The 17647-nt window shown below is 40.1% G+C and carries 13 protein-coding genes and 1 other RNA gene; 9 read left to right on the forward strand and 5 right to left on the reverse strand.

What is annotated here, in order from left to right:
- Positions 1 to 87: 87 nt before the first annotated feature.
- Together tilS and AAEU31_RS01910 are read left to right on the forward strand one after the other, a co-directional pair.
- Complete coding sequence (gene tilS, locus AAEU31_RS01905) at positions 88 to 1398, forward strand: tRNA lysidine(34) synthetase TilS (protein WP_421966246.1); 1311 nt, start codon at positions 88 to 90, stop codon at positions 1396 to 1398.
- Positions 1391 to 1735 carry a hypothetical protein gene (locus AAEU31_RS01910; RefSeq protein ID WP_135924027.1) on the forward strand — a complete coding sequence of 115 codons (345 nt, stop codon included), beginning with the start codon at positions 1391 to 1393 and terminating at the stop codon, positions 1733 to 1735. Before tilS ends, AAEU31_RS01910 begins: the two co-directional genes overlap by 8 nt.
- A gap of 25 nt (positions 1736 to 1760) precedes the next feature.
- Here the strand turns inward: AAEU31_RS01910 and AAEU31_RS01915 are convergent, their stop codons facing one another.
- Positions 1761 to 2657: a GGDEF domain-containing protein gene (locus tag AAEU31_RS01915; RefSeq protein WP_135924028.1), complete on the reverse strand. Its 897-nt coding sequence runs from the start codon at positions 2655 to 2657 to the stop codon at positions 1761 to 1763.
- Between the two features lie 139 nt (positions 2658 to 2796).
- Here AAEU31_RS01915 and AAEU31_RS01920 point away from each other — a divergent pair, with 139 nt between their 5' ends.
- The gene (locus AAEU31_RS01920) at positions 2797 to 4770 is read left to right on the forward strand and encodes a monovalent cation:proton antiporter family protein (RefSeq protein ID WP_199525903.1); all 1974 of its coding nucleotides are present in this window, start codon (positions 2797 to 2799) and stop codon (positions 4768 to 4770) included.
- On the opposite strand, the gene AAEU31_RS01925 is transcribed toward AAEU31_RS01920, so the two are convergent.
- A complete protein-coding gene (locus AAEU31_RS01925; RefSeq protein WP_421966247.1) occupies positions 4771 to 5916 on the reverse strand; it encodes a patatin-like phospholipase family protein in 1146 nt (381 codons plus the stop codon).
- Positions 5917 to 6046: 130 nt separating this feature from the next.
- Between AAEU31_RS01925 and AAEU31_RS01930 the strand changes: the two genes are divergently transcribed.
- Complete coding sequence (locus AAEU31_RS01930) at positions 6047 to 6910, forward strand: DUF3014 domain-containing protein (protein ID WP_135924031.1); 864 nt, start codon at positions 6047 to 6049, stop codon at positions 6908 to 6910.
- Positions 6911 to 7048: 138 nt separating this feature from the next.
- An RNA gene (gene ffs, locus AAEU31_RS01935) (signal recognition particle sRNA small type) lies at positions 7049 to 7145 on the forward strand.
- A 241-nt stretch (positions 7146 to 7386) separates the two neighbouring features.
- On the opposite strand, the gene AAEU31_RS01940 is transcribed toward ffs, so the two are convergent.
- The 3 genes from AAEU31_RS01940 to AAEU31_RS01950 form a co-directional block, all read right to left on the reverse strand.
- The gene (locus AAEU31_RS01940) at positions 7387 to 8763 is read right to left on the reverse strand and encodes an alpha-amylase family glycosyl hydrolase (RefSeq protein WP_421966248.1); all 1377 of its coding nucleotides are present in this window, start codon (positions 8761 to 8763) and stop codon (positions 7387 to 7389) included.
- 244 nt (positions 8764 to 9007) lie between these two features.
- Positions 9008 to 9208 carry a hypothetical protein gene (locus AAEU31_RS01945; protein ID WP_235383475.1) on the reverse strand — a complete coding sequence of 67 codons (201 nt, stop codon included), beginning with the start codon at positions 9206 to 9208 and terminating at the stop codon, positions 9008 to 9010.
- Between the two features lie 249 nt (positions 9209 to 9457).
- Positions 9458 to 11203, reverse strand: coding sequence for an ATP-binding protein (locus AAEU31_RS01950; RefSeq protein ID WP_421966249.1), 1746 nt, complete (start codon positions 11201 to 11203; stop codon positions 9458 to 9460).
- Between the two features lie 320 nt (positions 11204 to 11523).
- On the opposite strand from AAEU31_RS01950, the gene AAEU31_RS01955 reads away from it, so the two are divergent.
- The 4 genes from AAEU31_RS01955 to AAEU31_RS01970 all read left to right on the forward strand — a co-directional run bounded on the left by AAEU31_RS01955 (position 11524) and on the right by AAEU31_RS01970 (position 17611).
- The gene (locus AAEU31_RS01955) at positions 11524 to 11823 is read left to right on the forward strand and encodes a hypothetical protein (protein ID WP_235383478.1); all 300 of its coding nucleotides are present in this window, start codon (positions 11524 to 11526) and stop codon (positions 11821 to 11823) included.
- Between the two features lie 178 nt (positions 11824 to 12001).
- The gene (locus tag AAEU31_RS01960; RefSeq protein ID WP_421966250.1) at positions 12002 to 12847 is read left to right on the forward strand and encodes an HDOD domain-containing protein; all 846 of its coding nucleotides are present in this window, start codon (positions 12002 to 12004) and stop codon (positions 12845 to 12847) included.
- 563 nt (positions 12848 to 13410) lie between these two features.
- Positions 13411 to 16029 carry a TonB-dependent receptor gene (locus tag AAEU31_RS01965; RefSeq protein ID WP_421966251.1) on the forward strand — a complete coding sequence of 873 codons (2619 nt, stop codon included), beginning with the start codon at positions 13411 to 13413 and terminating at the stop codon, positions 16027 to 16029.
- A gap of 70 nt (positions 16030 to 16099) precedes the next feature.
- Positions 16100 to 17611 (forward strand): glycoside hydrolase family 10-like protein, encoded by a 1512-nt coding sequence (locus AAEU31_RS01970; RefSeq protein WP_421966252.1) that lies wholly within the window; start codon positions 16100 to 16102, stop codon positions 17609 to 17611.
- Positions 17612 to 17647 lie beyond the last annotated feature (36 nt).

Consider the following 17647-nt stretch of genomic DNA (forward strand, 5'->3'; position numbering starts at 1 on the left):
AGCTTAAAATTGAAAAAAGCCGCTTTTGCGGCTTTTTTTGTTTTATAATGCTGATAACACAGACGCTTGTATACTCATTGGTTTTTAATGCAAACATCAGACTTATATCACCATTTTTTAGCTCAATTACGGCCGTTGCTGAACGCTGAACACAGCTGCTTTAGTGTTGCCTTATCAGGCGGTGTTGACTCTGTTGTGTTGTTACATTTAATGAACCAAGTTCAAAAGCAGCTCCCAGAGCTTAAGCTTGAAGCTGTGTATGTTAATCATGGTTTGAGTAAGTATGCCGATGAGTGGCAAGGATTTTGTAAGTCACTATGTGAAGAGCTCGGTGTAGCATTTAAAGCTGTGCGCGTTGAAATCCAAGAGCGCTCGCGCACTTCACTCGAGGCACAAGCGCGAGAGGCAAGATACCAAGCTCTTGACGAAAACTGCGTGGCAGGCAGTGTAATACTGCTTGGTCAGCACTTAAATGACCAACTCGAAACCTTCTTGTTGCGGCTTAAACGCGGCTCAGGCTTGCAAGGCTTAGCATCAATGCCACAAACGCGGTTATTAGCGTCTGGGCGAGTATGTTTTAGACCGCTGATTAATATCACACGTGAGCAAATTGAACAGTTTGCCATTAAATTTGCCATTACCCATATCACTGATGATTCAAATGTTGATGAGCGCTTTGACCGCAATTTTTTACGTCATCAAGTTTTGCCTATTTTAATGGAGCGTTTTCAAGGGTTTGAAAAAAGTGCAGCGCGCAGTATTCGGCTGTTACAACAACAGCAATCGCTGCTCGATGAATATACGCAAAGTGACCTTGCACACTGCCAAAATTCACAGGGTGGTTTAAGCTGTGTTGCAATTGCGGAGTTTAGTAAGCCCAGACAAGCAAATCTTGTGCGTGCGTGGCTAAATCAGTTTACCCATCAACTACCTTCAGAAAATCAGCTACAGCAAATTATTGAGCAAGGTTTAACGGCACAAGCTGATGCGCAGCTAAAAATTTGTTTGCAAAGCGGCGATGTTCGTCGTCATCAGCAACATTGGTACTTTGTGACTGAGCAGGCAATACCACAGGCAATGGATATTAACTTACAGCCTATAGAGCTCACTGATGGCCGTAAACTTATCGTTAAGCAGGGAAAGGGCATCAGAAAGCCTTTAAAAAATGAGCAAGTAAGTGTTGAATTTAATAAGCCGCAAGCACGTATAAAACCCTTAAAAAAACCCGGCTCAAACACCTTAAAACATTGGTTTAAAGATGCCAAAGTGGCCCCTTGGTTACGTGCGCAAACACCACTTATTTTTTATAACGATCAACTCGTGCAAGTAGTGGGCTATTTCACTAGCGCTGAGCACAGTGTTGATGAAGGAATTTTTTGGGAGATATTCTATGAGTGAACAACCACATGTTGGTTTATCACTAGTTAATAAGGCACCACTAGGTTTGGTGTTGTCACTGTTAGTTGCTGTTATTGCTGGTTTTGTTTATACAGACTTGAGCTTACTGACACTACTTTATGCCTTAGCTGGCGGCCTGTTGTGTTCAGTATTGCTACTAGGATATTGGTCAGGTAAAGGTGGTATATTCTTTATTTTAGGCGTACTTACGCCATTGGCCTTAGTGATGGTATCACCCCTTACCACCATGGCTGCATTGCTCTACTTGTTAAGCGGCTTTTTTGCTGGCTTTTGGCTGGTGTTACTTTGCTATAAGTTTAAAGTTAAGAAAGCCTAGCGGGGGATGCTAGGCTTTGTGTTAATTAAAAAGCTCTGGCGCAGTTTCTTCCTGCTGCTTTAGCTTTGTACAGACCTTTATCTGCACGGGCAAATACATCATTTTCGCAATCTTGGTTAGTTGCTAAAGTATAACCAATACTAGAAGTTACGCGGTATTGTGTCATCAAGTTAGACTTTTTCACCAGCCGCATAATTCGCTCTGCAACTACTTTGTTAGTTGTGAATTCTGGGTCGTCAATTAATAGTGCAAACTCGTCGCCACCAAAGCGAAAAATTGAGTCTGTTCCTCTAACACTACTGCATAGTACTTCTGAGAACTCTTGTAAAACATCATCACCAATTTTATGACCGAAACTATCGTTCACTTGTTTGAAATTATCTAAATCAAGCAACATTAGGCTAAATGGTCGGTTTTGGCGACGACAACGTTCAAGCTTTTGCGCCAAACTGTCATTAAATTGACTTCGGTTATTTAAGCCTGTTAGGGCATCTTTCGTTGCCAAACGTAATACACGGTTATACATAATGGCATTACGAAGTGGATAAACTAGTGCACTGTGTAACTGTTCTAATTTAGCTTCTATGCCTTTACCCATCGGGAATTGGCTAAAGTAAATTAATTGCCCTAAACGCTCACTTTCGATATCTAAATCAAAAGAGTAAGGCGTTTGAGATGTATCACTCCCCGCACTCTGAGACACGCCGAGTGAAGACTGGAACTGTAATCCCGATAAATTAATCAGTTGTTTTGCATGATTAGCAAAAATCGTCAGTATATTCTCAATTGAAAGTGTGGTTTGCAGTTTAGCAATTAAGTCATGTGGATTATTTGTTTCATTTATTCGGTAATGCTCTGCCGAAAACGGCAGAAATTCGCCTCGCGCAGACACTCGCTGCGTCAAAATATGGACATTTTCCATTAAAATTCTCCCCCCGGAGTGTTTAGTTACTCCTACTTAGCGAGATTTGTGCCACTTTTTTAAACTGGCTGAAAAACAAATGGTTGCTATAGTTAAAGAAGGCTACAGCTTTATCATCAAGTAGAAGGGAGTTTATTGCTTGCAAAATGTGCTGATTCAAGTGTTTGGCTTGCTAGTTGCTGCCGTATTATTTGTTTGGTTCTTCAAACGAATTGGCTTACCACCTATTCTTGCGTACCTGGCAACTGGGGTGTTGGCGGGGAGTCACGGTATTGGCTGGATGGCGCAAAGCCATGAAATGCACTTTGTGGCTGAGCTAGGTATTGTGTTTTTATTATTTAGTTTAGGTCTAGAGTTTTCGTTACCCCGTTTAAGGGCTATGCGTAATATCGTATTCGGCCTTGGCTCATTACAAGTGGTTGTCACCAGCATTGTGTTTATGCTGATTTTGTTGCTGCTTGATTACAGCTTACTAAATAGTTTTACTATTGCCAGCTTAATGGCGCTATCTTCAACCGCAGTGGTTGTGAAGCTACTTAAAGAATCTGGAGAGCTTAACCAACGACGAGGCCAGCTTGCCATTGGCGTATTGCTATTTCAAGACATCGCGGTTGTGCCACTACTTATTGTTTATCCACTGCTAGCACAAAGCGGCTCAGAGGAAATTGTAGGCGCATTGGCGTTTGCACTCACTAAAGGCGCATTGGTTTGTGTTTTACTCTTTGCTATAGGTAAGTGGATACTCCCCAAGGTATTTAGCGAAATCGCATTAGTGAGAACCGATGAGCTATTTATGTTAACCACGCTATTGGTTGCATTATTCGCAGCTGGGCTTACATACTTGTTTGGCTTATCAATGGCATTAGGCGCTTTTTTAGCCGGGATGATGTTAGGAGAAAGTCATTACCGTCACCAGCTAGAGGCGGATATTCGGCCATTTCGCGATATTTTAATGGGGCTGTTCTTTGTCACAGTTGGTATGCAGCTTGATGTACTTTATGTGCTTAGTAGTTGGTATTGGATCATCACTGTACTGGTTGGCTTGTTGTTCTTTAAAATAGCGGTGTTATCGATTGCTGCTCAAGTAATGGGTGAGCGTAAGCAAGATGCTGTTTCTGCGGGGATCATGCTTTGGCAAATGGGGGAGTTTGGTTTTGTACTTATTGCCCTTGCTTCGCAGCACCTTTTAATCAGTGCAGAGCAAGCATCGTTTTTAATTGCAGTAGGGGTGCTATCGATGGCACTCACGCCTTATCTTATCGAAAAAACACCGTTAATTATTAAAAAACTCGGCCTTTTAAGTCAAACAGGGCAACATTGGCAGCAACCCGCTGCGAGTAGTCCGTTGTACCATAACCATGTTGTGATCTGTGGGTTTTCACGGGTTGGACAAACCATCGCGCGGTTTTTAAAGCCCGAGGCAATTGAGTACGTAGCAGTAGAGAGTAATCCTATCTTATTGCAAGAAGCAAAAGCCGCTGGCGAGCCTGTTATATTTGGTCATGTAAATCAAAAAGATATTTTAAAGTCAGCTGGGGTAGAGCGAGCAAGGCTAGTGATCATTACCTTTACCGACTTTGAGCAAACACAAATAGTGGTTGATGCCATCAAGCAAATCGCGCCCAAGGTCAAGATTCTTGTGCGTATGCGTGATGATAGTGAGCTCGAAACACTAAAAGAACTGGGTGTGACAGAAGTGGTGCCCGAAACCCTTGAGGCAAGCTTGATGCTAGTTTCTCATGTTCTTTATATGTCGGGAGTGCCTATGACTCGCATTATCCGCAGAGTAAGTAAAGAACGTCGTAACCGTTACCAATTTTTAAATGGCTTTTTTACCGGCGACAAGCTCGATGGAGAGGAAGCAAGTTCAGACCGCCTAGAATATTTGCATGTTATTGCTTTACCCGAGCGAGCTTATGCTGTGAACCAAAAAATCAGCGAATTAAAACTTGAACAGCGCCGTGTATCTGTAAGGGCGCTGCGTAGGCAAGACCGTGAAATTGACGCTCCATCATCGCAAACAATTTTACTGGCTGGCGACATTTTAGTGCTACAAGGTAAACCACGCCGAGTAGAGCGAGTAGAGCGGTTTTTGCTGGATGGTTTGGAGTAGCTAATCCAGCTCTAAGAATTTACGAATTTCAGGGAGTTTATTAAGGCCATCTTGGTAGCCAATCTCGATGAGCTTTTGTGTGTAACGCTTCTCAAACAATAAGTAGCTGGTTAAGCTTGATTGCGAGCGTTTTTTTACCCCGATAAGACGTAATAACACTTTAATCGCCATTGGCATATCGTCATAAAACTGTGCGGCAATTACATTAAAGTTCTGTGAGGGGTTAATCACGCAGGTTTCGATTTGCTTTAATTCTTGATGTTTGTCGCGAGCAGGTAACAGGCTCAAGGTTCGGTTGATACGTTGTAAACGCTCTAAATCAGACTGCAAGGTATCGGTAAATACACTGTCGAGTAAGTGACCCGCAATATTTGAAAGTCCTGGGTAGTGTGGTTGATAGCCCGGAGGATGTGGTGCTTTTGGTTCGTCTACACCAATGATAAAAATTTTCTCAGCGCCTAAATGCACAGAAGGGCTCAAGGGCGATAGCTGGTGGATTGAGCCATCACCAAAATAATGGTTATGTACATTCACACTTGGAAAAACCATAGGAATGGCACTTGATGCCATTAAATGCTCTACATTTATACGTGTTGCTTGTCCCTCGCGCTTCGCTCGGCGCCAAGGCTTTTGAGTAAGTGACTGAAAAAACGCCACAGAGTCACCCGTGGTATAACTAGAAGCAGTAATAGACACAGCATCTAAATAATTTTTATGCAGATTTCGCTCAATACGTGATAAATCGAGTATTTCATTGAGCAGTTTTCTCAGCGGCTTGTTATTCAATAAGCTCGCTGGTGGGTGGTTTATATGCTCTGACTGGAAGCTTGTTAGCATATTGCGCAGAATATGCAGAAAAACACTGATGAAGTCGCTTTTATAAACTTGTGAAGTAGAAAAGTTCTTCCATACCGATTCTAGTTTTTTGCTCGCTAAATGAGCACAAGAAGCATAACATGCTAATGCAGCGGAATTAATTGCGCCTGCTGATGTCCCATTAATTATAGTAAACGGTAAAGGGGCAGTACGCGGCATGCTTTGAGTAACTGCTTTTAGCACGCCCACTTGATAAGCAGCACGAGCGCCACCACCTGTAAGTAGTAAGGCGACTTTTGAATGCTGTGTTTTTTTTAACTTAGTACCCATATTTGCATTTAACTAGTTGTGCGTCTTTACTTTATTTATCAACTGTAAGTCTTTAAGCTAGAAGAAGCAAAGTTTAGCTCGCGAGTTACGTTAATTTTCGTCTTTTTGTTTGTTTTTAAAGGGAGTGTGTATGTCTGAGCATTCGTCAGAGCCTACAGTTAAATCAGGTTCATCAAATAATAATCTTATTTTTGCGGTTGTTATATTAATTATTATCGCCGGTGTTGCGGCGTTTATTTTATTGAAACCAGAAGAGCAGCCAGTGCAAGTTGTTGAAGACATTGTCACTGAAGAAGTGCCTGTGGTTGAATATCAAAACCCTGAGCCTGAACCTGAAACCTCAGAGCCAGAACCAGAGCCAGTTGTGGTTGAAACGGCTCCAGAGCGAACCCCAGAGCCAGTACCAGAGGTAGAGCCACTGCCTACGCTCAATGAAAGCGATGAAGTGGTTGTAGCACGTATGGATGAGTTATTAAGCGATCAAGTGATGAGCTTAATGGTGACCGATGACCTTATTCGTCGCGGTGTTGTGTATGTTGATAATATCGCCAAAGGTAAAGTGGCATTAAGCCATGCGCCTGTTGAGCGCCCTAAAGAGTCATTTAAAGTGATTGAAGGGGATATTTTAACAATCGATCCAAATAGCTATGAGCGTTACACCCCTTACGTAAAACTATTTACTAGTTTAAGTGCTGCACAAGTTATACGTATGTATGACGAATACAAACCACTGATTAACGAAGCTTATGCTGAAATTGGCTACGAAGGTGATGCATTCACTGGCACGCTAGAAGAGGCGATTGACGTTCTGCTTGATACTCCAGAACCAAAAGGTGAAATGCCGTTGGTACGTAACTCAGTTACTTATCAATATGCTTATTCTGAGTGGGAAAATTTACCTGATGCGCAAAAACAATTGCTGCGTATGGGTCCAGAGAACATGAAAAAAGTAAAAGCAGCTCTGCGCAACATTAAAGCTGAGCTTGAAAAGTAATTAACGAAAATCACTTATTTACTGTGCGATTGTATACTAAGCATGCAATCGCACTTTCTTTTTCGAATACCCCTTGAATAACAGGCTAAAACTAGAGATAATCCCTCCCGCGCCGAACGAGGCTCTCAATGGTAGTCTTATTGGTCCTCTCGCAACACTAGCAGGTGAATCTGGTCAGGCCCGGAAGGGAGCAGCCACAGCGTGTGACGTGTGTGCCGAGATGTGGCTGGTAAGACTGCCACCCAAAATCTTCTTTGGGTGACTTTCTTCATACTTATCTCTTTTTTAAACACGCTTTCGATACCCGCTTTAATTTTCTATTAAATTACACCGATTTATTAGCTGGTATGAATGATGTCTTCTTTCTTACAATTTACTTTAGAACCTAGAACCTAGAACCTAGAACCTAGAACCTAGAACCTAGAACCTAGAACCTAGAACCTAGAACCTAGAACCTAGAACCTAGGCTCTTAAAACTATTTCACAAACACTCTAAATCCCCACGCCGGAATTGTGAGTTCTGTTGTTTCATTAAATTCTATTAGCTGTTTTGAAAAAGCATCAGTGTACTTACCTAAATATAATGGTTCCTCAAAACTGACTGTTTTTGGTTCTTTCGAGAAATTAAATACGGCAAATACTTTATCGTTGCCTTTTGCACGAACAAAGCTAAGTACTGTTTTTGGTGCAGTGTTTGGTACATGTACCATGCGTCCACCAAATTGGCCATTCCATAGTGCTTCATTATTATGTTTGAGTGCAAATAGTGATTTATATAAATCACCGATTGGGTGGGGTTGCCACTTAATCGGATCGCGTTCAAAAAAGGCGAGTCGTCTATCGTTTCCTGCTTCTTGACCGTTATAAATCATTGGGAAACCTTCACCTACGACCGATAACGTAATGACCGCTTCAAGTGCGTCACCGTAGGTTTCAAACATAGTCCCTTCCCATGCATTCGAGTCGTGATTGGCAACCCCTACAAGCCGATAAGCCTCGGCTGGGAATGCGCTTTCATTCCATGAATAGTAAATAAATAGGGCGCTGACATCTGCATGACCATTTACAATTTTGCGCATGTGTTCAGACCATGACCAAGCGTATGTCATGTCAAAGGCTTCGGCATGTAAATCGCGCGATTCCCATTCAGCAAGCATTAAAACAGGCTTTATGTCATCAAGCTCACGGCGTACATTGTTCCAAAAGTCTACGGGTACAAAGCCTGCTACATCACAACGATAGCCATCAATACCGACTTCTTTTACCCAGTATTTCATCGACTCTGTCATGTACTCACGAAGCGCTGGTTTTGAATAATCAAAGTCGATAATGTCAGACCAATCCCACCAAGGCGTCGGTCTAAATTGGCCTTGATAATCTCTATCGTACCAATCGGGGTGTTCATATCTAAGCCAGTTATCCCATGCGCTGTGGTTTGCTACCCAATCTAAAATAACGTACATGCCCATGTCATGTGCTTTATTCACAAAGGCTTTAAGATCATCTAGTGTGCCAAATTCAGGGTTTACTTTTCGGTAGTCTTTTACTGAGTAGGGGCTGCCTAAACTGCCTTTGCGATTTTCTTCACCAATAGGGTGAATTGGCATTAACCAAATAACATCGACACCTAATTTCTTTAAGCGCGGCAGTTGTTGCTGTGCGGCATTAAAAGTGCCTTCTTTAGTAAACTGGCGAGTATTTAGCTGATACATCACTGCATTTTTTGACCATGCCGGATGCGTTATCTTTACATAGGGTTTTGGTTGGTAAGCACTATTTGTTGTTTGAGTACACGCCGAAGCGAGTAAACAAAGTATGAATATAAGTAAGCACTTTTTTGTAATATGAGTCATTTTAAGGCCTTGTTGTCTAGTGTTATATGCTGATTGAAAAATCAGCAGGTGTCCTTACTATAGCCTTCGCGTTTAGCTGCAACAATAAAGTGCATACGTATTCACTTTGTGTTTACATAATCGATTAAGTTGATTCTTGCTATTCGCTGAGAATAAGCAACTAATAAAGTACTTAAATGATTAAATAAATGTGTTGAACAAAAGCCACTGCTAACAACCAAATAGTCAGTGACTTGGTCCGCTTTTAAGCGGATAGTTGAAAAGTTGATTTGCTGGGATCCCAGCTAATGAGCCGGTTGATTTCAAGCTCTTTTAAAACGGTTAGCAATTCGGACTCACTTAAACAACAGCCTTGTTTTAGCTTATCAAGTGAAATCGCTTTGTCACGGCTATGAAACTTAGAGGCCAACATAATACGGTATATTAGTTTAGACTTACGGTTCATAACGCACCCCTCCACATTTTAATTTTGATAGCAGCGGTTGCTACTAGATAGCAGCGGTTGCTACTAATTGGTTTTATAATTAGGTTCAATGTGTACCGATGATTAATGACTATGGGCGATCTTTTTTTGTAAGTCAATCGTTATATAAAGGTTAAATAAGTGTTTTGGAGTGGGCTGTTCATTTGCCATTTTTTGAAAATCTATAGCTTATTGAAATAGCAAAATAAGCTGTGAATTTTGATGAAAACTTTAATCTAAGCCTTCATTTTGGTTAATTTCGAGTACATCATTAATCGTGTTAAACAGCAGGTGTTTTTCAATAGGCTTACCAACGTGACCGTTAAAGCCGCAGTTCATATACTCGATAATATTTTCTTTCATTACATTGGCAGTAAGGGCGATAATAGGAACTGCTTCGTTAACTCTTCGTATATGAGCACACGCTTCAATGCCCCCCATATTTGGCATTTGTATGTCCATAAGTACTAGCCTAGGATTGAGCTTATTAAATAACTCTATAGCTTGTTTACCATCTTGTGCGAAGTGTAGTTCAGCATTGGTTTCTCCTAGCATTGATTTAATAATCATGGTGTTTAAAGGGTTATCCTCTGCTATTAATACCGTCTGATTTGTTAAGTCAGGTACTTTAATGTGAGTAATTGTTTCATCAATATGAGCTTTTTGAGATAGCTTAAGTGGTAAATACACTGTAAAACGGCTGCCCTTACCAAGTTCACTTTTTACATCAATACTACCACCCATGCGGTTTATTAAATTAACTGTAATCGACATGCCAAGACCTGTACCTCCAAAGCGCCTGGTAATGCTGTTATCGGCTTGCTGAAATCGATTGAAAAGATGAGACAGTCCTTCTTTGCTCATGCCAATACCCGTGTCGATAACATCTAATTCTATTCCCTCGCGCTGAGCAGCTTTTTTGACAATAACTCTTACACCTCCTTGTTCAGTGAATTTAACTGCATTAGATACTAGGTTTAACAGTATTTGTCTTATGCGTACCGGATCGCCAATCCATAAATCCTCTATATCATCACTAACTTCAATTTTTAAATAGATAGATTTTTCATTACAGACAGGCAAAAAATCAGAATTAATTGACTCAACGACCCGCGAGAGAGAGAAGTCTATTCGTTCAACTGATAGCTCGTTCGCCTCCATTTTAGAAAAGTCTAAAATATCGTTGATGATGGTAAGTAGTGATCGACAAGAAAACAGCGCCTTAGCAACAACTTCTATATTGTTCGGTTTTTGAATGTTTGGCTGTAAAATTTGTAATAGCCCCATAATACCGTTTAAAGGGGTGCGGATTTCATGACTCATGTTAGCTAAAAACTCTGATTTTATTCGTGTGCCTTCTAAAGCACGCTCGGTGAGTTCAATCTGTTGTTTATAAGAGTTTGAAAGCTTTCTAAAGTAAACAAGCAATATGCTGGCAAGCAAGATGGTGGTTAAAATATGTACGATGTAAGCGAGTTGAAAGTTGTTATTGATAGCAAGGCCTTTGTCCTTCAGTATCGTATTTATATGTGTTTCGAATTCTGAAAGAGCCTTTAATGCCGCAGCATCATCCACTTTAGCCACTAAATCGATTTGCTCACTTGTAGCGCCTTCAGCAATCATATTTATTGCAATGTCGAGTTTAGCTTCATACTCACTAACTGTTTTTGTAACGTCAGTAAGCGCTGTTTGATCGTATTCTTCTATTGCGCTGAGTTTGGATAGTAAGTCTTTTATTGCGGCAAGTTCATTTTTAATTTTGGGAAGGTAAAGCTCAGTGTTTTTTCTTAGCACCAAGTTTTTAAAATGATGAATAAAACCACCATAACCTAGTTTTTGAATAAGCTTGTCGTGAAGGACATAAACATTTGTTGCTGTTTCAGAATAATCATGCCATTGCGAGTCGACATTTTTATAAGAGAATAAAGAAGTAAAAGTAAGCAATATGACTAATGCAATCACGATAGATGCATTCATTTTTAACTTTTTTTTAGTTTGCAGCAGCGCTTTTGTCATTAGATTAATGCATCTATCCCATTATTATTTTAAGCATAGCAGCATTTTTTTATGTTCACATAAGAATGGACTAAAGTCAGAATGGCTTTTTATGTGAATAATAAAAAGCCTTAACCAATAACATGAAAATAACCTAAAGCGATTAATAAGCTATTCATAAAAAATATTTTAAATCAATAGCACTGTACTTTTTTCGTACTTATTGTATCTTAAGTTGGTACATAATTTTAAGGTTTAATTGAGTGTAAGCTAACACTCATTTGTTAAGTGGAGTAAAGGATATGCAAGCGCAAACAGTCAAAGAATCAATGGCAACTATTCAATCAGGTGTCGCAAAAGCAGATGGTAAGCTTTTAGTTACAGAGCAAGACATTGTTTTTGAGCCATTTAACAAAGAGTTAGGCCTAGGTCCATACACATTTTCACGATCGCAAATCAATAACGTTGATAAGTGTTCAGGTAAAGGCGCGGGTATTTTACCAATTACAGCTGATGGAATTCGTATTACGTTAAATAACCATGATGTATTTGAGTTTATTTTAGCAAACCCTGATGAGTGGCTAAGCGTACTTTCTCACTAAGCAAATAACCAATAGGCGGCATATTAATTGACGTATTACTATGCCGTTTTTTACGCAATGAATTCTCTTTCTGCGCAACTACTTGATCTCAAACAATACTAAGATAAACCTCTTAGGCTACTTTACACATCTAAACCATTAAATTGCTCGTTGCTTATTAAAGGAGGCTCTTGAGCAAATGATCAACTTAGATGAACAACGCCTAGTTTCGCTTGAACGCGGTTTTCATATTCCACCTAAACCTGAATTATTGAGCCAAATTGCTGATGAAATGCAAAAGTCGGATGCAAGTTTAGATAAAATAGCCCTACTAATTTCAAAAGACATTAGCCTTTCGGCCTTATTGTTAAAAACTATAAACAGCCCGGTGTTTGGCTTACAACGCACTATAAGTGATATACGCCAAGCCGCGATGTTTTTAGGCTTAGAGCAGCTTAATCGGTTGGTAACGCTGGCCTTACTTAAGCAAAATTTTAAAGGCAATGCCTGCATAAGCCTAGAGCGCTTCTGGGATGAGTCGCTTGAAGTTGCCAATGCTTGTGTGCTGCTCGGTAATAGTTATAAGTCATTAATGCCAGTAGATGAGCTTTATTCTTTAGGGCTTTTTCATAATGTGGGTATTGCCGCAATGGCATTAAAATTTACAGATTATGTCGAGGTACTTAAACAAGCAAATCTAGCTAAAGAGCATGCGATTACAGACCTTGAACAAGCACGCTACCAGTGTGACCACGCGGTGATTGGTTACTTTATCTCTGTTTCTTGGCATTTACCTAAGCCACTTTGTCACGTTATTTTAAACCATCATAACACGCACTTTTTAGCGCAAAATAACGATGAACAACAACGTATGGCCTATGCCATTTTAAAATGTGCAGAAAGTGCTGTGGATTATGCCCGTCACCAACAGTATTCAAGCGAATGGTTTAAAATCAAAGAGGCGTGTTTTACTGAGCTTGGTATTGTTGAGCAAGATTTTGCTGATATGGTCGAAGATTACGTCGACAATGCGATGGCAAGTTAAAGCCATTTAGTTTTATTTCCTCTTATCTTAACTTCGATGAGTTTGCGAGTGGTGAGTTTTCATCACTCTTTTTTAAATAGGCAGAAACTATTCAATATTAAATTTTCTGTTGTTAGCTGAGTTTTATTTTTCCAAAGAGTGCTTAACATTTAATGTGCTTGTAATAGACACTAGCAGCGTTTGTTTTATAGACGTTTATTGCCCATTCCCATTGATTCTTAGTTTTGTTATTGAATAAAAAATTCCCCAAAACAAACACGCGAATGTAATTCTTCAATTCTTAAAAAGCACCTATTTTATAAAGTATTAATATAAGTTAATGATTTTAATTGTTTTTTAATCTCAAGGTTGCTTGCAGTGTGTTTTTTGTCTCTTTTTTGGAATTTAATATTGTTAATATATAAAATTTAAAGAATAAAATATCTTGATTTTATAAAATATTACTACTATTGTAGCCGCAATGTAACAATAAAGTTGTTACCAATTGTTGTTCAAAAGAGCATTTATGTAGTTTGTAGTCACAAAATCTCTCACTTTTTAAAAAACGATAGGGTTACATTTCCATGAATAAAAAATTCTCCACGCTAACTGTTTGCATCAAAAAAGCATTGCTCCCAACTCTTTTACTTGGAACATGTGCACCAGCCTTTGCAGCTGATCAACAAGATGAAAAAAAGAAAGTTACAAAAGAAGATATTGAGCTGATAGAAGTCCGCGGCTATGCGGCGTCAGTTGAGAAAAGTATTAATATGAAACGCTTTTCAAACAGCGTAGTTGATGCAGTTTCTGCTGAAGATATCGGTAAATTTCCTGATCAAACAGTTGCAGATGCATTGCAACGAATTCCTGGCGTGCAAGTAGAGAAAGACTTAGGCGGTGAAAGCGACCGAGTGAGTATTCGTGGTACAGCACCTCATTTAAATATAACGCTGTTAAATGGCCAAAATGTGGCTTCTGCAACGGCTTCGGCATCAATTACACGCCCGTCGCGTGGTTTTAATTACTCATTATTACCAGCAGAAATGGTCGATACTCTCGAGGTTTATAAGTCTGCTGAAGCTGACATTGATGAGGGGTCAATTGGTGGCACTGTTGTAGTAAAAACACGCAAACCGCTTGATAGTGAAGCTAACTATGCAGCGCTTTCAGTAAAAGCATTCCATTTTGAAAACGCAGATGAAACTAAGCCATACGTGTCTGGTTTATATTCATGGAAAAATGAAGCCCAAGATTTTGGTTTTAATGTTGGCTTCGTGCACAAAGAAACAGCAACGCAGCGTGATAGTAAAGAAGTACGTTTTGGATATCGCAGCACAGATGCTAACCAAGATGGTAATGCAGAATTTTATCCTGGGGCAGTGGGTTACAACCGCTACGCAAGTGATAGCGATTTAGATACCGCAACAGCGACATTCCAATACGCTGCAAATGATAACCTTGATTTTGTTTTCAATAACTTATATTCAAAGTCAGAACATGAATCATATGGCACGTATTCAAGCGGTTTTATCCTGCAAAATATTGCTAACATTGAGAACCCCGTTATCGTTGACGGTACGGTTGTCGCCGGTGATTTACCAGCACACAATAACTTGGGTTATTATGGTAATGCGGGCTACCGTGGTGAATTTAAGACTCAAGCTCATGATTTAAAAGTGACTTACAAAGCAGATGATTACACTGTTACAGGTCAGCTAGGTTACAGTAAAGCTGACGGTGAGGTGAGTGATGTTTATTCAGAGTACTATGCCAATACAAATGCGTCATTTACGTTAGAAAATGGCACGCCAGATGTGACTTTATCGGCAGATTTAAGCCCACAAGATTACCGTTTAGATTACAACCATAAAAATGACATACTCAATGACTCTGATGAGCTTTATGCGCAGTTTGATGTTGAATATTTATTAGACACTGGTTTTTTCACTGCAATTAAAGCGGGTGTAAAGTACCGTGAGCATACAAAAGCTGCCAGTTTGATGAAAGCCAACTATCCAAAAGTGTCAGCATCAGGTGAGAGCTTTAATTTGGGTATGTTTGCAAGCGATTCTACTAGCGACGGCATTTTATGGCAGTTTGATAATAACCAGTATGCAGACTGGATCTCGTCTACTAGCCCAACATCAGGTCCTTATGAGCACCTTGACTACACCTTCGACCTTGAAGAAACCGTTACAGCTGGCTACGTCAAAGCCGTGTTCGAGCACAATAAGTGGCGCGGTAATATGGGCGTACGCGCGGTTAAAACAGAGCTTGACTCTCGTTCAGTTGAGTACACTGGACGTAGTTTTGCGCCTGAAAATATTCAAGATGTATATAGCTCAAATAGCTACGATGACTTCTTACCAAGTGTAAACATTAATTATGACTTTACGGATGATGTTGTGCTTCGCTTTGCTGCGGCTAAAGTAATGTCTCGCCCTGACTACGATTTTTTATCAGCGCGTAAAAGTGGCTACTGTGCAGCGGCAACAGGCTGTAAAGGTTCACAAGGTAATCCAGACTTAAAACCTTATCGTTCGACTCAATATGATTTATCAGTTGAGTGGTACTTTAATGAGTCATCAATATTGTCATTAGCTTATTTCTACAAAGATATTGATTCGTATATCACCAATACAACGATTGAAAAGCAGTGGACATGGACAGACCCTGATACCGGCGTTGAAGAGGTTCGTGATTTCTTAGTGACTCAGCCTCAAAATGGCCTAGGTGGTGAGAATTCGGGCTTTGAAGTGAACTACACTCAAAAGCTTATGTACGGTTTTGGTATTCAAACCAACTATACATATTCAGATGCTGAACTAGAGCAAACACCAGAACAAAAAGCCGCAGGTGAAGAAGCTGTGTTGCCAAACAACTCAGAAGATACTTTTAATGCGACGGTTTATTATGAAAACACTGCTTTCAGTGCCCGTGTTTCTTATACATATCGTTCAGAATATTTTTATACTAATTACCTTGGCTTAAACCAGTATAAGGATGGTTTTGGTCAATATGATTTAAATGTTAGCTATAACATTTCTGAAGATTTTAATCTTATTTTCCAAGCTATTAACTTAACAAATGAAGAGCAAAAAGCGACTTCAGGTAATAGCACAGGTATGCCAGATGCTAATCGTCCATTAGCAATTCATGATTATGGTCGTCGCTTCTTGATTGGCGCACAAATGAAGTTCTAATACTCATTTGAGTTTAGTGAAATTGAAGGCACAGCAACATGATTGCTGTGCCTTTTTTATGAGGTTGATCATGTATTTAAAAATTTTATCGCTATTGAGCATGTGCTTGGTTTTAAGTGCGTGTAGTTTATTGTCAAAAAATGAAACAACGTATACTGAAAAACAACTGCTTGGTACGATTTACCAACCACAGGTCGCAAGGGAGTTTCGTGCTGCTTGGGTTGCCACAGTAGCAAACATTAACTGGCCAACTGAGCCTGGGTTAGCTGTTACAGAGCAAAAACGGCAAGCGATTCAAATTCTCGATAAATTACAACAGCATAACTTTAATACTGTGATTTTTCAGGTACGCCCGCAAGCAGATAGCTTCTATCACAGTAGTCGTGAGCCTTGGTCTTATTATTTAACTGGCGAGCAGGGCAGAGCTCCAGTACCATTTTATGACCCGCTACAGTTTTGGATTGAGCAAGCACATAAGCGTGGCCTAAAGATACATGCGTGGTTCAACCCTTATCGAGCCCATCATCCTGATGGTGGTCCTGTGTCTGAACACTCTGTGGTCACACGTATGCCAGACCAAGTGGTAAAACTAAAAAATAGTACTTATTGGTTTTTACCAACCGATCAAGATGTGGTTGCTCACACCTTAAATACATTAACGGAACTTGTTAAAAATTACGATTTAGATGGTATTCACTACGATGACTACTTTTATCCTTACCCTTCTTATAATGAAGGCGAAGATTTCCCTGACGCATTACAATATCAGGCTTATGTAAAAGCGGGCGGCAAGTTAATAGTTGCAGATTGGCGTAGAGAAGCGGTCAATCAATTTGTTAAACGTCTTTATGCTCGTGTTAAAGAAACTAAACCCCATGTGTTAGTTGGCATTAGCCCATTTGGTATCTACAGACCCAATAATCCAGACTCAATTCGTGGCATGGATCAGTACGAGAAGCTCTATGCGGATGCTAAGTTATGGCTAAACGAGGGGTGGCTTGATTACTTAACTCCACAATTGTACTGGCCAATAAACCAGTACGCGCAAAGTTATCCACTGCTGGTAAATTGGTGGCAAACACAAAACACCAAACAACGTCATTTATGGCCGGGTATTAACGCACTTCGGTCGTTTGATACAGCGGGTGTCGATGAAGTGGTTAATCAGATCATGGTTAACCGAGGATTTTTAGCATCGCCAGGGACTGTTTTTTGGAATGTTGCGGCGCTTGACGGTAGTCGATTAATGAGTGATGCATTAGCAAAAGGCGTGTTTCAGCACCAAGCATTAATACCGCAAACCCCTTGGATAGACATGCCAGCGGTTGAGCCATTTAAAGTTTCATATGAACGTTCAGCAAATCACATTGAGCTATCTTGGCAGCATGTAAATGAACCCCAAGTAACGCAGAGCTTGGTGTATTTTAAATACGGTGACGATTGGCATTATCAGCTTTATGCAAACAATAAACATACGCTCAAAGTTGCTACAGAAAAAGAGCAACAAACATTAACAACAATTAAAGTAATAGCCGTTGACAGATTAGGTAATCAAAGTGATGCAGTTCAATTAGAATTTTAGTTGAGGCTGTACTGCGTGTCCCCTAATTTGTTACGC

Source organism: Pseudoalteromonas thalassia (assembly GCF_049257215.1).
GTDB lineage: Bacteria > Pseudomonadota > Gammaproteobacteria > Enterobacterales > Alteromonadaceae > Pseudoalteromonas > Pseudoalteromonas lipolytica_C.

Coding starts and splice junctions, on each gene's coding strand:
- AAEU31_RS01965 (WP_421966251.1), top strand. CDS start 13,411: ATGAATAAAAAATTCTCCACGCTAACTGTTTGCATCAAAAAAGCATTG.
- AAEU31_RS01970 (WP_421966252.1), top strand. CDS start 16,100: ATGTATTTAAAAATTTTATCGCTATTGAGCATGTGCTTGGTTTTAAGT.
- AAEU31_RS01925 (WP_421966247.1), bottom strand. CDS start 5,916: ATGGGTACTAAGTTAAAAAAAACACAGCATTCAAAAGTCGCCTTACTA.
- tilS (WP_421966246.1), top strand. CDS start 88: ATGCAAACATCAGACTTATATCACCATTTTTTAGCTCAATTACGGCCG.
- AAEU31_RS01950 (WP_421966249.1), bottom strand. CDS start 11,203: ATGAATGCATCTATCGTGATTGCATTAGTCATATTGCTTACTTTTACT.
- AAEU31_RS01955 (WP_235383478.1), top strand. CDS start 11,524: ATGCAAGCGCAAACAGTCAAAGAATCAATGGCAACTATTCAATCAGGT.
- AAEU31_RS01910 (WP_135924027.1), top strand. CDS start 1,391: ATGAGTGAACAACCACATGTTGGTTTATCACTAGTTAATAAGGCACCA.
- AAEU31_RS01915 (WP_135924028.1), bottom strand. CDS start 2,657: ATGGAAAATGTCCATATTTTGACGCAGCGAGTGTCTGCGCGAGGCGAA.
- AAEU31_RS01960 (WP_421966250.1), top strand. CDS start 12,002: ATGATCAACTTAGATGAACAACGCCTAGTTTCGCTTGAACGCGGTTTT.
- AAEU31_RS01940 (WP_421966248.1), bottom strand. CDS start 8,763: ATGACTCATATTACAAAAAAGTGCTTACTTATATTCATACTTTGTTTA.
- AAEU31_RS01930 (WP_135924031.1), top strand. CDS start 6,047: ATGTCTGAGCATTCGTCAGAGCCTACAGTTAAATCAGGTTCATCAAAT.
- AAEU31_RS01945 (WP_235383475.1), bottom strand. CDS start 9,208: ATGAACCGTAAGTCTAAACTAATATACCGTATTATGTTGGCCTCTAAG.